General features: G+C 66.2%; 14 protein-coding genes, 1 tRNA gene and 1 other RNA gene. 8 read left to right on the forward strand and 8 right to left on the reverse strand.

The features are described 5' to 3' along the window. Nucleotides 1-15 precede the first annotated feature (15 nt). The 4 genes from RBT54_RS01505 to gloA are packed head-to-tail and all read left to right on the forward strand — an operon-like array spanning nucleotide 16 to nucleotide 2725. The gene (locus RBT54_RS01505) at nucleotides 16-792 is read left to right on the forward strand and encodes an EI24 domain-containing protein (protein WP_320363399.1); all 777 of its coding nucleotides are present in this window, start codon (nucleotides 16-18) and stop codon (nucleotides 790-792) included. Further along, the gene (locus tag RBT54_RS01510; protein ID WP_320363401.1) at nucleotides 789-1538 is read left to right on the forward strand and encodes a competence/damage-inducible protein A; all 750 of its coding nucleotides are present in this window, start codon (nucleotides 789-791) and stop codon (nucleotides 1536-1538) included. Before RBT54_RS01505 ends, RBT54_RS01510 begins: the two co-directional genes overlap by 4 nt. Beyond that, nucleotides 1535-2311: a SprT family zinc-dependent metalloprotease gene (locus tag RBT54_RS01515; protein ID WP_320363403.1), complete on the forward strand. Its 777-nt coding sequence runs from the start codon at nucleotides 1535-1537 to the stop codon at nucleotides 2309-2311. Before RBT54_RS01510 ends, RBT54_RS01515 begins: the two co-directional genes overlap by 4 nt. Before the next feature lie 27 nt (nucleotides 2312-2338). Beyond that, nucleotides 2339-2725, forward strand: a complete 387-nt coding sequence (gloA, locus tag RBT54_RS01520; RefSeq protein WP_320363405.1) for a lactoylglutathione lyase — start codon at nucleotides 2339-2341, stop codon at nucleotides 2723-2725. Here gloA and RBT54_RS01525 read toward each other — a convergent pair whose 3' ends face one another. After that, complete coding sequence (locus tag RBT54_RS01525; protein WP_320363407.1) at nucleotides 2726-3838, reverse strand: HD domain-containing phosphohydrolase; 1113 nt, start codon at nucleotides 3836-3838, stop codon at nucleotides 2726-2728. Nucleotides 3839-3974: 136 nt separating this feature from the next. Next, nucleotides 3975-5219, reverse strand: coding sequence for a nitronate monooxygenase (locus RBT54_RS01530; protein ID WP_320363409.1), 1245 nt, complete (start codon nucleotides 5217-5219; stop codon nucleotides 3975-3977). Between the two features lie 143 nt (nucleotides 5220-5362). Here RBT54_RS01530 and RBT54_RS01535 point away from each other — a divergent pair, with 143 nt between their 5' ends. The 3 genes from RBT54_RS01535 to ssrA all read left to right on the forward strand — a co-directional run bounded on the left by RBT54_RS01535 (nucleotide 5363) and on the right by ssrA (nucleotide 7388). Beyond that, complete coding sequence (locus RBT54_RS01535; RefSeq protein ID WP_320363411.1) at nucleotides 5363-6346, forward strand: MDR family oxidoreductase; 984 nt, start codon at nucleotides 5363-5365, stop codon at nucleotides 6344-6346. A gap of 34 nt (nucleotides 6347-6380) precedes the next feature. Further along, the gene (locus RBT54_RS01540) at nucleotides 6381-6959 is read left to right on the forward strand and encodes a peroxidase-related enzyme (RefSeq protein ID WP_320363413.1); all 579 of its coding nucleotides are present in this window, start codon (nucleotides 6381-6383) and stop codon (nucleotides 6957-6959) included. 101 nt (nucleotides 6960-7060) lie between these two features. Further along, nucleotides 7061-7388: a transfer-messenger RNA gene (ssrA, locus tag RBT54_RS01545) on the forward strand. A gap of 140 nt (nucleotides 7389-7528) precedes the next feature. On the opposite strand, the gene RBT54_RS01550 is transcribed toward ssrA, so the two are convergent. From RBT54_RS01550 to rpsU, 5 genes are all read right to left on the reverse strand, one after another. Then, entirely contained in the window at nucleotides 7529-7750 is a 222-nt protein-coding gene (locus RBT54_RS01550) for a hypothetical protein (protein ID WP_320363415.1), read from the reverse strand. A 174-nt stretch (nucleotides 7751-7924) separates the two neighbouring features. Then, nucleotides 7925-8000, reverse strand: a tRNA-Ile gene (locus RBT54_RS01555). Nucleotides 8001-8042: 42 nt separating this feature from the next. Beyond that, the gene (gene rpoD, locus RBT54_RS01560) at nucleotides 8043-10046 is read right to left on the reverse strand and encodes an RNA polymerase sigma factor RpoD (RefSeq protein ID WP_320363417.1); all 2004 of its coding nucleotides are present in this window, start codon (nucleotides 10044-10046) and stop codon (nucleotides 8043-8045) included. A 48-nt stretch (nucleotides 10047-10094) separates the two neighbouring features. Further along, nucleotides 10095-11990, reverse strand: coding sequence for a DNA primase (gene dnaG / locus RBT54_RS01565; RefSeq protein WP_320363418.1), 1896 nt, complete (start codon nucleotides 11988-11990; stop codon nucleotides 10095-10097). 163 nt (nucleotides 11991-12153) lie between these two features. Then, on the reverse strand, nucleotides 12154-12366 hold the full coding sequence (gene rpsU, locus RBT54_RS01570) for a 30S ribosomal protein S21 (protein WP_002924646.1): 213 nt from the start codon (nucleotides 12364-12366) through the stop codon (nucleotides 12154-12156). A 137-nt stretch (nucleotides 12367-12503) separates the two neighbouring features. Between rpsU and tsaD the strand changes: the two genes are divergently transcribed. Then, nucleotides 12504-13538, forward strand: a complete 1035-nt coding sequence (gene tsaD / locus RBT54_RS01575) for a tRNA (adenosine(37)-N6)-threonylcarbamoyltransferase complex transferase subunit TsaD (RefSeq protein ID WP_320363434.1) — start codon at nucleotides 12504-12506, stop codon at nucleotides 13536-13538. 82 nt (nucleotides 13539-13620) lie between these two features. Here tsaD and plsY read toward each other — a convergent pair whose 3' ends face one another. Continuing rightward, entirely contained in the window at nucleotides 13621-14235 is a 615-nt protein-coding gene (gene plsY, locus RBT54_RS01580; protein ID WP_320363436.1) for a glycerol-3-phosphate 1-O-acyltransferase PlsY, read from the reverse strand. Nucleotides 14236-14382 lie beyond the last annotated feature (147 nt).

The raw sequence follows: 14382 nt of genomic DNA on the forward strand, positions 1-14382 counted from the left end.
CAAGGACATCCCGCGATGAAAGACATCCTCGTCGCCTTCGGGCGGGCGAGCCGCAGCCTGATGCGGCGCGACATCTTCTGGCATCTGCTGTGGCCGGGGCTGCTCGCCGTGGCGATCTGGGCGGTGGTCGCGTTCATGCTGTGGACCCCGGTCACCGAGGGCCTCTACGCCTGGGTGAGCGGCTGGACCTTCATAAGCGGCTGGCTGACTGCGTCGGAGACGACGGCGGCGATCGTGCTGGTCTTGCTCCAGATCGCGATCGCCCTGCTGATCGTGCCGCTCGTCTATGTGACCGCGGCGATGCTGGTCGCGACCGTCGCGTTGCCGCTGATGCTCGAGAAGGTGGCGCGCGTCGACTATGTCGACGTCGAGCAGCGCCGCGGTGGCTCGAACCTCGGCAGCGCGTGGAACTCGATCCTGGCCGGCGTGCTGTTCCTGATTGCGCTCGTGTTGTCGCTGCCTTTCTGGCTGATCCCGGGCGCCGGTCTACTGATCTCGGTGGGGCTCACCGGCTGGCTCAACCAGCGCGCCTTCGGCTACGACGCGCTCATGCTTCATGCCGACAAGGCCGAACTGCAGCGCCTGCGCGACGACTGGCGGCCGCAGATGCTGCTGCTGGGGGGCGGCACCGCGCTGCTCGCCTATGTGCCGGTGATCAACCTGGTCGCGCCGGCGTATGCGGGCCTGGCCTTCGTCCATTACATGCTCGAAACCCTGCGCCGCCACCGCCTCAAGTACGGCGTCACGGTGCTCGATGCCGATGCGGGCGCTGCCCAGCGGAAACTTCAATGAACTTCGGTACCCTGATCATCGGCGACGAGATCCTGTCCGGACGTCGCAGCGACAAACACCTGGCCAAGCTCATCGAACTGCTCGGCGCGCGTGGCCTCAAGCTGTCGTGGGCGCGCTACGCCGGCGACGACTTCACCAGCCTGACCGAAACCCTGCGGCAGACCTTCGCTACCGGCGACGTGGTGTTCAGCTTCGGCGGCATCGGCGCCACGCCTGACGACCGCACCCGTGAGGCAGCCGGCGCCGCGCTCGGGCTGGAGCTCGCGCTGCACCCGGAGGCCGAAGCCGAGATCCGCGCCCGTTTCGGTGATGAGATCACCCCCGAGCGCCTGCAGATGGGCGTGTATCCGGTCGGCAGCGCAATCATCCCCAACAGCTTCAACCGCATTCCGGGGTTTTCGATCCGCCAGCATTACTTCACGCCGGGTTTTCCGATCATGGCCTGGCCGATGGTGGAGTGGGTGCTGGACACCCAGTACGCCCACCTGCATCACGCCGAGGACTACGTCGAGCAGGCGGTGACCGTGTGGGACGCCTACGAAGGCCAACTGATTGGCCTGATGCGTCAGGTCACCGCAGACTTTCCCGGCACCACGCTGTTCAGCCTGCCGACGATCGCCAGCGAGGGCCAGCGCCGTTCGCTGGAGCTCGGCATGAAGGGGCCGGCTGCACGCGTTGCCGCGGCCATGGCGTGCATCAAGTCCGATCTCGGCGCGCGCGGCCTGGCCTGGGAAGACAAGGTTTGAGCGCACGCGGCCGCGCGGCGGCTCAGGAGCAGGCGCACAGCCTCGTCATCGAGGGCACGCGCGTCGATCTGGTGCTGCGCCGCTCTGCACGTCGCTCCTTCGCCTTGCAGGTCGATCATCGCGGCGCACGGGTTGCGGTGCCCTTGCGCACGCCGCTGGGCGAGGTCGAGCGCTTCGTGCATAGCCACGGACGCTGGCTCCTCGACCGTCTCCGTTTCCGTGCCGCCGCGCACCCGGCGCCGGTGCTGAACGTGGTCGATGGCGCGACCGTGCCGCTGTTCGGCCGGGCGCTGACGCTACGCCTGCGCGAGGGGCGCATCACCCGCTGGCACCCGCTGACCGACGACCGCGAGGAACTCCTGTTGCCGACCACCGTCGATCCGCTGCGCGCGCTGTTGCGCGCCTTGCAGGCGCGCTCGCTCGCCTGGTACCGCGGGCGGGTCGAGGAGTACTGCCATCGGCTGGGCTTGCCGGTGCCTGCCGTGCGGCTATCGAACGCGCGCACGCGCTGGGGCAGTTGCAGCAGCCGTTCGGGCATTCGCCTGCACTGGCGGCTGGTTCATCTGCCACCGGCGCTGATCGATTACGTGGTCGCCCACGAAGTCGCTCACCTGGTCGAGATGAATCACTCGCCGCGATTCTGGGCGGTCGTCGAGCGCCTTTACCCGGACTGGCGTAGCGCGCGCGCCGCGCTGCGCCAGGCGTCTGCGTCCCTGCCGGTGATCGCCGCTGCCCCCGCGACCGATACCGGCACCTTCGAGCAGGAAGACTGAACCCTTCAACGAACGAGGAACCCCTCCATGCGAATCCTTCACACCATGCTGCGCGTCGGCGATCTGGACCGCTCGATCGCCTTCTACACCGAGGTGCTCGGCATGCGCCTGCTACGCCGCCACGACTATCCGGACGGCAAGTTCACGCTCGCCTTCGTCGGCTACCAGGACGAGCAGGACGGCGCCGTGCTGGAGCTGACCCACAACTGGGGCGTGGACAAGTACGACCTCGGCACTGCCTACGGTCACATTGCGCTCGAGGTCGAGGACGCCGCGAAGGCGTGCAACGACATCCGCGCCCGCGGCGGCAAGGTGGTGCGCGAGGCGGGACCGATGAAGCACGGCTCGACCGTCATTGCCTTCGTCGAGGATCCGGATGGTTACAAGGTCGAACTGATCGAGCGCGCGCGCTGATCACGGGCGGCGGCTGCGGTCGGGCTCAGGCGGTGGCGGCGAACGCAGGCTCGCCTCGGTCATGAAAGAGCGAGTGCGAATCTCCTGCACGTCGTCCCATGCCTGCAGCAGCCCGTCGACGCAGTCGCCGTCGAAATGGTTGCCGCGCCCTTCGCGCAGCAGCGCGATCGCGCGCGACAGCGGCCAGGCGGGTTTGTAGGGGCGCTCCGAGGTCAGCGCATCGAACACGTCGGCGACGGCGACGATGCGTCCTTCGATCGGGATCTCGCGTCCGGTAAGGCCGTGGGGATAGCCGCTACCGTCGAACTTCTCGTGGTGAGTCAGCGCGATCGACGCGCCCAGACGCAAGATGCTCGATGACGACTCCTTGAGGATGTCGTAGCCAATCTGCGGGTGCTGCTTCATCACCGCGAACTCGTCCGCGGTGAGCCGTCCCGGCTTGAGCAGGATGGTGTCCGGAATGCCAAGCTTGCCGACGTCGTGCATCGGCGCAGCCATCATCAGTGCATCGACGAAGTCCGGCGCGTGACCGAGTTGGCGCGCAATGAGCGCCGAGTAATGCGACATCCGCTGGATGTGCGCCCCGGTCTCCGGGTCACGGAATTCCGCCGCGCGCGACAGGCGCGTGATGGTCTCGCGCTCGCGGTCGACGATCGCCGCGGTGGCCTTGCGCACTTCGTCGGCGAGGATCTCCGTGCGCTCGCGGCTCGCCAGATGGGCCTCGCGCAGCTTGAGCATGTTGCGCACGCGCGCCTCGAACTCTCGCCCGTCGATTGGCTTGGTCAGGAAGTCGCTGGCGCCGCAATCCAGGGCTTCGTAGCGGACGTTGCGCTCGTGGCTCGCGGTGACCATCAGGATAGGGAGGTCGTCGCGGTGCCGGCGCGCGCGCAGGGCACGGATGAACGCCAGGCCGTCCATGCCCGGCATCATGTAATCGACGATGACGAGGTCGGGCTCGTTGTGCAGGCACCAGGCGAGGGCGGCCGTGGGCTGGTCGAAGGCCTTGGCACTGGCGTGTTCCAGCCGATCGACGAGCTTGCTCATCAACATCAGATTGAGTTGCGTGTCGTCGACCACTGCGACCTGCAGCGGACGCTCGGGTGAGCGGTTCATGCGCGCAGTATCGGGTGGCGACACTGGCCCACCGAGGAACTATTGCGCAACGCAGGCACGCAAGGCCCCGCCTGCAGGGCGGGCGGGGAGCCCGGGTTTCGCGCCGCGCACAGTTAGAACAGAACCGTGTGTTGCCTCAGGCGGGCAGGGCCACCTTGCCGTCGGTGCTGAACTGGTAATCGTGGAACACATGCTCGGCCGAGAGGATGCGGTAGTCGCCGTTGTCTTCGCGCACCGTGGTGTCCTTCAGGCGGTAGGTGTAGTGGCCGCAAGTCCAGCAGTCGAAGTTGCGCATGTGGGTGCATAGACAGGTCTTGTCGAAGACCTTGATCTTCTTCGCCTCGGGGTGCGCCGCCACCTCGCGGTTGTAGGCCTCGATGTACTGGCAGTTGCCGCTGGAGTCGAGCAGGTAGCCGTAGGCCTCGCAGTTTGGGCGGATGCCGCTGCCGATCGCCGGGCTGCTCTTGAGCATGCGCATCGGATAACCGGTGGGCGAGATCTGATTGACCTCGATTTCGTCTTCGCTGGCCTTGAAGTAATCCTGCTTGACGTCGTCCGGCAAGCCGCATTCCTTGGTGACCGTAAACCGGGTCGCCACCTGCACCGCTGCAGCGCCGCCCTCCAGGAAGTCCACTGCGTCGGTGCCAGTGAAGATGCCGCCGGCCGGGATCAGCGGAATGTCGAGCTGCTGCTCGCGCATCCAGTCGCGGATCTCGGCGACGATGGTCGCGAGGTCGTACTGCGCCCAGTCCATGCCGAAACCGAGGTGACCGCCGGCGAGCGGGCCTTCGACCACCACGTAGTCGGGCATGCGGCCAGTGCGGGCGCTCTTCTTCAGGAACAGTTGAAGCGCGCGCAGCGAGCTGACGATGATGCCCAGCTGCACGTCGCGGAAGCGCGGATGGTCCTCGATGAGCGCGAACGAACCCAGGTGCAGGCCGGCCGCGAGCGTGATGCCGTCGATGCCGTGGTCCATCGCGGTGCGCAGGCGCACGCGCAGCGTGTCCTTGGGCGCGTTCATCGTCAGCTTTTCCATGCAGTTGATGAACACCATGCCCGCGCCGCGCTTGCGCTCCATGGTGCGGCCAACGTGGGTTGCGGTGGCCTCGGCGATCAGTCCGAGGTCGAACTGCACCACCGACTTGTCGGCGTTGGCGACGTTGAACTTGTACTGTTGAAGCTTGTTCTTGACGTATTTGGTGTTGTAACGCCGGTCGGACACGGTCGGCAGCATCGCGTCGGAGATGTGCCCGACGCCGCCCAGGCGTGCAGCTTCGAGCGCCAGGTCGGCGGTGGAAATGTCCACTCCCATGCCACCCACCATGATCGGCACGAGTTCCTGAGAACCCAGTTTCAGGCGGAAGTCATCTACACGCTTCATTGCTTCAAGTCCGTTAATTCGGCAGTCCCTCATTATCACCCGAGAGGCCGATTCGGCCCAGCCCCGCGGCGCATCCTGACGCTTCGGTTACCATGCCGTTTCGACTTCAAATCGGGCGACAGGTGCGCCGCAGGGGGAGATAAATGTTCAAGGCAGTGCTGATCGAGAAGGATGAGGCGGGGTATCGCGCAGGCGTCACCGAAGTGGACGAGGCCGCGCTGCCCGAAGGCGACGTCACCGTGCGCGTCGATTACTCCACGCTCAATTACAAGGATGGCCTCGCCATCACCGGCAAGGGGCCAGTGGTGCGCAAGTTTCCGATGGTGCCCGGCATCGATCTGGCGGGCACGGTCGAGGCCAGCAGCCATGCCGACATCGCGGTTGGCGATGCGGTGGTGCTCAACGGCTGGGGCGTGGGCGAGGGGCATTGGGGCGGGCTGGCACAGCGCGCGCGCCTCAAGGGCGACTGGCTGGTTCCGCTGCCCGCAGCCTTCACGCCGCGCCAGGCGATGGCGATCGGTACCGCGGGGTACACCGCGATGTTGTGCGTGATGGCGCTCGAGCGTCACGGGGTGACGCCCGCCAGCGGCGAGGTGCTGGTGACGGGCGCCAACGGCGGCGTGGGCAGCGTGGCCGTCGCCCTGCTGGCGAAGCTCGGCTACACCGTGGTCGCCTCCACCGGGCGCCCGCAGGAAGCCGGCTACCTGAAGGCGCTCGGTGCCGCCGAGATCATCGACCGCGCCCTGCTTTCGGCTCCCGGCAAGCCGCTCGCGAAGGAGCGTTGGGCAGGCGCGGTCGACACCGTCGGCAGCCATACGCTGGCCAATGTGTGCGCGAGCATGAAGTACCGCGGTGCGGTCGCCGCCTGCGGTCTCGCCCAGGGCATGGACTTCCCGTCCTCGGTCGCGCCCTTCATCCTGCGCGGCGTCACGCTTGCCGGCGTGGATAGCGTGATGGCGCCGCGTGGCGAGCGGCTGGAGGCCTGGCGCCGGCTGGCGCAGGATCTCGACGTTGCAAAGCTCGAATTGATGACGCAGGAGATCGGCCTCGGCGAGGTCGTGGCCACGGCTGCGGCGCTGCTCGAGGGCAAGGTGCGCGGGCGCGTCGTCGTCGACGTCAAGCGCTGAACCCAAACCAGATCACAATAACCGGAGACATCAAATGACCGAACGCATCAGTCGCTTCGCCGTTCCCGACCTCGCCGACGTGCCCGAGGACGTGCGTAACCGCATTCTCGCCGTACAGGAAAAGGCCGGCTTCGTGCCCAACGTGTTCCTCATGCTGGCGCACCGCCCTGCCGAGTTTCGCGCCTTCTTCGACTACCACGACGCGCTGATGGAAAAGGATGTGGGCCTCTCCAAGGCCGAGCGCGAGATGATCGTCGTCGCCACCTCCGCCGCCGGCCAGTGCCTGTACTGCGTGATCGCCCACGGCGCGGTGCTGCGCATCCGCGCCAGGAACCCGCGCATCGCCGACCAACTCGCCGCCAGCTATCGCAAGGCAGAGATCAGTCCGCGCCAGCGCACGATGCTGGATTTCGCGGTGAAGCTGTCGACGCGCGGGGGCGAGATCGAGGACGCCGACATCGAGGCGCTGCACACGCATGGCTTCGACGACGAGGCGATCTGGGACATCGGCGCGATCACCGCCTTCTTCAGCATGAGCAATCGGCTGGTGCACCTCACCGGCACGCCGCCCAACGAGCCCTTCTACCTGATGGGGCGCGTGCCGAAGGGTTGAGGTCGCGCATCGGGTGGGCCGGGTGGCGCCAGCGCACGCAGCCTGGCCTTGAGCAAGCGGGGCCGGGCGGAGCATCTGCTTACAAAGCCTTCGCCATTTGCCTGCGTGCAGGCATTGAATGCGGGCGCCGACCTGCGTAAGATCACGTTCATGGTTGTAATTCCGGCAATCTGGAGGCGTTCTGGACAGGGGTTCGATTCCCCTCACCTCCACCCAAGCGCATTCGGGAGTGTGTTTGGGTGGGGGTGTACCGGTTTCGACAGGGCGGGCAAAGGTGAGCAGGCAACCCGAAAGGCGACGGACGTAATCCGAGCAAATCCATAAACGCCAACGATGAGCGTTTCGCACTGGCCGCTTAAGGTCTATGCCGAGGCTGCTTGAGCCTTGTTACCAAAGAAAAGCCGGTGGGGACTTCGGTCCCCATCGTCACGTCTACGGCGCGCGTTTTCGGCCTGCGCGCATGAACTGCCCTCGCTGTCGCGTTCGCGCTGTGCGTGGTCAAGCTCGACGGTGGCCCTTCAGGCGCGGAATCACCAACTCCCATCAGGGGGGCGGCTGGCCCCCAACGCTCAGCCCTTCCTGCCGCCCATCGCGACCAATACGCCGCCGACAAGAATGGCGCCGATCCCGGCCCATAGCGGCACGTTCACGTTTTCCTTCTCCTGTACCGTGAGTTCGAGCGGGCCCACTTTGACTGCGGTTGTGTCCTTCGTGTAGCTGAAGCCGCCGTACACGAGGCCGAGCACGCCCGCGACGATCAATGCGGCGCCGATCAACTTGATTCCGTTCATGAGTTTTTCTCCTTCGTGAATGACACCCGATGGTACGACGGTGTTGGTGTCGCGGGTACGGAATGCGTCATCTTGCAGCACGGTGTCCTCGTTTTGGGTGCCCTTGCTTGACGCGCTTGCTTGCCCAGGCAATAAAAAAGGAGCCTGGGATTCCTCCCAGGCTCCTGATTTCATTGGTGGGCCCTGCGGGATTCGAACCCGCAACCAAAGGATTATGAGTCCTCTGCTCTAACCGTTGAGCTAAAGGCCCGCAGGCCCGACGGCAGATGCCGCCGGGCGGTGCAACGGGCCTTTACGCGTCGCTGTCGAGGAAGCTGCGCAGCTTCTCGGAGCGGCTCGGGTGGCGCAGTTTGCGCAGGGCCTTGGCTTCGATCTGGCGGATGCGCTCGCGGGTCACGTCGAACTGCTTGCCGACCTCTTCGAGCGTGTGGTCGGTATTCATCTCGATGCCGAAGCGCATGCGCAGCACCTTGGCCTCGCGCTGGGTCAGCGAGTCGAGCACCTCGCCGGTGGCATCGCGCAGGCCGGAGTACATCGCCGCCTCGGCCGGGGCCAGGGTGGCGGTGTCCTCGATGAAATCGCCCAGGTGGGAGTCGTCGTCGTCGCCGATCGGCGTCTCCATGGAGATCGGCTCCTTGGAGATCTTCATGATCTTGCGGATCTTCTCCTCGGGCATCTCCATTTTCTCGGCCAGCGTCGCGGGATCCGGCTCGGAGCCGGTTTCCTGCAGGATCTGGCGGCTGATGCGGTTCATCTTGTTGATCGTCTCGATCATGTGCACCGGGATACGGATGGTGCGCGCCTGGTCGGCGATCGAGCGCGTGATGGCCTGGCGGATCCACCACGTGGCGTAGGTCGAGAACTTGTAGCCACGGCGGTATTCGAACTTGTCCACCGCCTTCATCAGGCCGATGTTGCCTTCCTGGATGAGGTCGAGGAACTGCAGGCCGCGGTTGGTGTATTTCTTGGCGATCGAGATCACCAGGCGCAGGTTGGCCTCGGTCATCTCACGCTTGGCGCGGCGCATCTTGGCTTCGCCGGTGGACATCTGGCGGTTGATGTCCTTGAGCTCCTTGAGCGGGATGCCGATGCGGTCCTGCAGGTCGATGAGCTTCTGTTGCTCCTCGAGCACCGCGGGGTGGATGCGCATCAGGCCGTCGGCGTAGTTCTTGCCTGCGCCGATCTCGTTCTTGAGCCAGTCGAGGTTCACCTCGTGGCCGGGGAAGACCTTGATGAAGTGCTGGCGCGGCATGCCCGCCCGGTCGACGCACAGTTGCAGGATCTGGCGCTCGTGGCTGCGCACCTGCTCGACCATGTGGCGCACCGAGTCGCACAGCTTCTCGATGGCCTTGGCGGTGAAGCGGATGTTGAGCAGCTCGTCCGAGATCTGCTGCTGCAGCGCGAGATAGGTGAGGTCCTGCGAGCCCTTCTTGTCGAGGGTGGCCATCTTCTTCGCGTACAGACCGCGAATGACGTCGAAGCGGGCCAGGGCGTCGTTCTTGAGCTGGAGCAGGGATGCGGCGTTGGCGCGCTCGGCGCTGTCGGCGCTGTCCTCGTCGTCGGCGTCTTCGGTTTCCTCGTCGGCTTCTTCCGCCTGGCCCTCGTCCGCGTCGGCTGAAACCGCCGCATCGTCATCCTCGGCGGCGCCTTCCTCGCTGCTGGCGTTGGGGTCGATCACGCCGTCGACGAGTTCGTCGATCTTCGCTTCGTCGCGCGCGACGCGATCGACGATGTCGAGCATCTCGGCGATCGTGGTCGGGCAGGCCGAGATGGCCTGGACCATGTGCTTGAGGCCATCCTCGATGCGCTTGGCGATCTCGATCTCGCCCTCGCGCGTGAGCAACTCGACCGTGCCCATCTCGCGCATGTACATGCGCACCGGGTCGGTCGTGCGGCCGAACTCGGAGTCGACCGAGGACAGGGCCTGCTCGGCCTCTTCCTCGGCAACGTCCTCGTCGACGTTGGTCGCGACGCTGTCGGACATCAGCAGGTCTTCGGCGGCCGGCGCCGCGTCGTAGACCTGGATCCCCATGTTGTTGAACGTGGCGATGATGCCTTCGATCTGTTCGGCGTCGGCAACGTCATCCGGCAGGTGGTCGCTGATCTCGGCGTAAGTCAGGTAACCACGCTCCTTGCCGAGCGTGATCAGCGTCTTCAGCCGGGTGCGACGCACCTCCGCATCGAGCGGGGCGGCGGCAGGGCTTTCGACGACAGGGGCTGACTTGTCCTTGGCCTTTGAAGGGCGGCCCTTTGCGGGTGCGTCCTTGCGCGGGTCCTTGGCTTTTTCGCGTGCCATGGCACTCCTCAAGTGAGGGTGTAAGAAAATGGGAAACCCAAAATTGTACTATAAATCTGAGACTTTGCCGCCGCTAACGAGGTTCCGCTTCTCCAGCAGCAGCTCACTGAGGCGGTGGCGAGCGGCGGTATCGAGGCCCTGCTCACGGTCCTGTTGTAGCAGCACGGCGATCTCGTTGCCGACGCTGTCGGCGTTCAGTTTGCGCAGGGTGTCGTCGAACAGCGTCTCGACCACGGCTTCGTCGAATTCCGAGTCCACGAGTTCCGCAGCCACCCGCGACAGGGTTTCGCCGTGCGGGGTGTCGCGGAAGCGCTCGATCAAGGCGCCGAGTCCGCCGGCGGGGACGGGTTCGCCCAGGCTGAGCAGGTCGATGATCGCGATTAGGGCCAGGCCTTCCGCGCTGTCGTCGGGGATCAGGGCAACAGGCAGGCGGGCGGCCCAGATCGGGTGCTGGAGGACCAGGCGAAGAAGCGTGCTGGCGGTGGAGGGTGGCTTGCGCCGCCCGCCTGCGCGTGGTCGCGACGTCGTGGTGCGTGTGCTGGCGGCGCGTGTGGGCGCACGATCCCGACGCTCTCGGCCTTCGCCAGGAGGCGTTGCTGCCGTCAGCGCTGCTGCGCTGTGTGCGCCAGGCTGGGGTTCGGCGCTGCGGCGGCGGGGCGCCTGCGCCGCCAGTTGTTCGAAGGCGAACTCGACCTCGCCCTGGGTCATGCCGGCGGTCTCGGCCACCGACTTGACGACCTGCAGCTTCAGCAGCGGCGCGGAGATCCGCGTGACCAGCGGCGCGGCCTCGTGCACGAAGGCCGCACGGCCTTCCGCGCTGTCGAGCGCATGGCGCTCCGACAGGGTCTGGATCAGGAAGCGGGCCAGCGGCGTGGCAGCGAGCGCGGCGGCGCGGAAGGCGTCGGCGCCCTCGGCGCGCACGAAGGAGTCGGGGTCGTGTTCGGCGGGCAGGAACAGGAAGGCGAGCGTGGCGTCGTCACGCAGGGATTCGAGTGCGTTCTCGAGCGCGCGCCACGCCGCACGGCGGCCGGCCGCATCGCCGTCGAAGCAGAACACGACGCGGTCGGTCTGGCGCAGCAGCGTGTGCACGTGATGCGGCGTGGTCGCGGTGCCGAGCGTGGCGACCGCGTTCTCGATGCCGAACTGGGCGAGCGCGACCACGTCCATGTAGCCTTCGACCACGACGACGAAGCCCGCGTCGCGGATCGCCTTCTGTGCGAGGAAGAGGCCGTATAGCTCGCGCCCCTTCTCGAACAACGGCGTTTCGGGCGAGTTCAGGTATTTCGGTTCGCCCTTGTCGAGCACCCGTCCGCCGAAGGCGATGATGCGGCCGCGGCGGTCGTGGATCGGGAAGATGATGCGGTTGCGGAAGCGGTCGTAGCGTCGGCCCTGGTCGTTGTCGATGACGAGTCCGGCATCGGCGAGCGTCTTCGCCTGGTAGTCGGGGAAGACCTTCTGCAGCCCTTGCCATTCGTCGGGGGCATAGCCGAGTTCGAAGCGTGCGGCCACCTGGCCGGAAAGGCCGCGCCGCTTGAGGTAGTCGATGGCCTGGCGCGCGGGCTTGAGCTGGTCGCGGTAGAAGCGGGCGGCCACGGCCATGGCTTCGTACAGGCGTTCGCTGGCGTCGTCGTGGGCGGGTGTCGCGCTGCGTCCGTCATCGGGGACCTGCAGGCCGACCTGGTTGGCCAGTTCCTTGACGGCGTCGACGAAGCCGAGGCCGCTGTACTCCATCAGGAAGCCGACCGCGCTGCCGTGCACGCCGCAACCGAAGCAGTGGTAGAACTGCTTGGACGGGCTGACCGAGAACGAGGCGGATTTCTCGCCGTGGAAGGGGCAGCAGGCGAAGTAATTGGCGCCGCTCTTCTTGAGCGAAACGTAGCGTTCGATGACGTCGACAATGTCGACGCGGGACAGCAGTTCCTGGACGAAGGACTGTGGAATCATCGCGCGCGAGTACGAATGCGAATGCGAACCCTCAGCCGCCACCCTGCGAAGGCGGGCAGGGGGAGGAGGCTGGAGCGATCGTCAAAAAGCATCACGCCGGGCGAGGGTCGAGTGACCTTCGGCCGGCGTGGAAGCAGCCCCGCGAGGCGGGGTGCGAGAACAATCAGTAGAGCTTCGGCGGCAGGGTCTGGCTGCGCAGGCGCTTGTGATTGCGCTTCACTGCGGCGGCCAGCTTGCGCTTGCGCTCAGCGGTGGGCTTTTCGTAGAACTCGCGCGAGCGCAGTTCGGTCAGCACACCGGTCTTCTCGATGGTGCGCTTGAAGCGGCGGATCGCAACTTCAAACGGCTCGTTTTCCTTGACGCGGATACCGGGCATTGCGGACTTCCTTGGGTGTCTGGTGGGCAGAAAGATCGCGAATATAAACCACGCCTCGAGATAAGGCAAGGGCGCTGCTCGCCAGAGCATGCCGGTGCGGGGTTAAAATGCAACACCGAATCAAGCGGATGCACCTCATGAAAGTTCTCGGCATCGAAACCTCCTGCGACGAAACCGGCGTGGCGATCTACGACACCGACGCCGGCCTGCTCGCGCATGGCCTGCACTCGCAGATCGATCTGCATGCGGCCTATGGGGGGGTGGTGCCCGAGCTCGCCTCGCGGGACCACATCCGTCGTTTGCCCCTGCTGATCAAGCAGACGCTCACCGAGGCAGGACTGGGCGCCGGTGACGTCGACGCGGTTGCGTATACGTCCGGGCCCGGCCTTGCCGGAGCGCTGCTGGTGGGGGCGAGCGTGGCCGAATCCTTTGCGATGGCGCGCGGCATCCCGGCCCTGCCGGTGCATCACCTCGAGGGCCACCTGCTGTCGCCGCTGCTGTCCGCGGATCCACCCGCCTTTCCCTTCGTGGCGCTGCTGGTGTCGGGCGGGCACACGCAGTTGATGCGTGTGCGTGGCGTGGGTGACTACGCCTTGCTCGGAGAGTCGGTTGATGATGCCGCGGGCGAAGCCTTCGACAAGACCGCCAAGCTCCTAGGGCTTGGCTATCCGGGTGGTCCGCAGCTTGCGAAGCTGGCAGAGCAGGGCGTGGCGGGGCGCTTCCGCCTGCCGCGTCCGATGCTGCATTCGGGTGACCTGGACTTCAGCTTCAGCGGCCTCAAGACGGCCGTGCTCAACGTCGTTTCGGCGTCGGGCTGGAACCCGGCCGATATGGCCGATCTCGCTGCCGAGTTCCAGAAGGCGGTGGTCGATGTACTGTGCGCAAAGGCGCTGGCGGCGCTCAAGAAGGTCGGGCTGAAAACCCTGGTGGTGGCCGGCGGCGTAGGCGCGAACCTCCAGTTGCGGGCAGTGCTCGATGAAGCTGTCGCCCGTCGTGGCGGTCGGGTGTACTACCCCGAGCCTGCGCTGTGTACAGACAATGGCGCAATGATCGCCTTTGCCGGCGCCCTGCGATTTGCGGCGGGCGAATCCGCTCCGGAGATTTCTGCCGTCCGGATCCGGCCGCGCTGGCCCTTGGTCGATCTGCGACCCCCGCACTCCGCTGTCGGCTGAGGGCTCCATGTCGGCGGCACCCGCGTGCGGCGGCGCTGAGGGCGCGAGAGCGGGGTAAGGAGCGCGAAGCACGTGGTCCCTTTCAGCTTGCGGATTGTTTGTCCTTGTTCTTGTTGCCGCCGATCTTGCCTTCGGTGCCTGCGCGCAGACGTGCGATGTTGGCCCTGTGGCGCCAGATCAGCATGGCTGCGATCACCACCATGACGGCGACCGAAACTTCGGGGCCGAGGAAAAACAGGCCGGCAAGCGGTGCCGCAAGCGCAGCCGAAAGCGCGGCTGCCGACGAATACCGCGACGTGTAGGCGATCATCAGCCAGATCATTGCGCTGAAAACAGCGATCCGCGCATCGATGCCCGCCAGTACGCCCAGCGCGGTGGCAACGCCCTTGCCGCCGTTGAAGCGCAGGAACAGAGAGAATACGTGGCCGACAAAGGCAGCGAGGCCGGCGAGCGCCGCCTGGCCAGCGTCGAAGCCCAGCTGCGTCGCCGCCCACACTGCCAGCCATCCCTTGAGGCTATCCCCGATCAGCGTCAGCGCCGCAGCGCCCCTGTTGCCGCTGCGCAGGACGTTTGTGGCGCCGGGGTTGCCCGAGCCGTACTTGCGCGGATCTTCAAGGCCGAACAGCTTGCTGGTGACGACGGCGAAGGGAATCGAGCCGAGCAGGTAGGCGGCGACGAGCAGCAGCAGAAATGACATGGTGGCTCCGCCATCCGGGCTTGCCGGGCGGCTTTCAAAAGGGTCTTGAACGCGAGGGACAACAGCAAGTTTGCGCCGGCAGGCGTCGCTCTTCAGGTTCGTGTGGCAGCCGCGGAAAGCTTTTTACGGCGGGCTTGCCCTGGCGCG

Source organism: Thauera sp. (assembly GCF_034003485.1).
In the GTDB taxonomy this organism is placed as follows: Bacteria; Pseudomonadota; Gammaproteobacteria; order Burkholderiales; family Rhodocyclaceae; genus Thauera.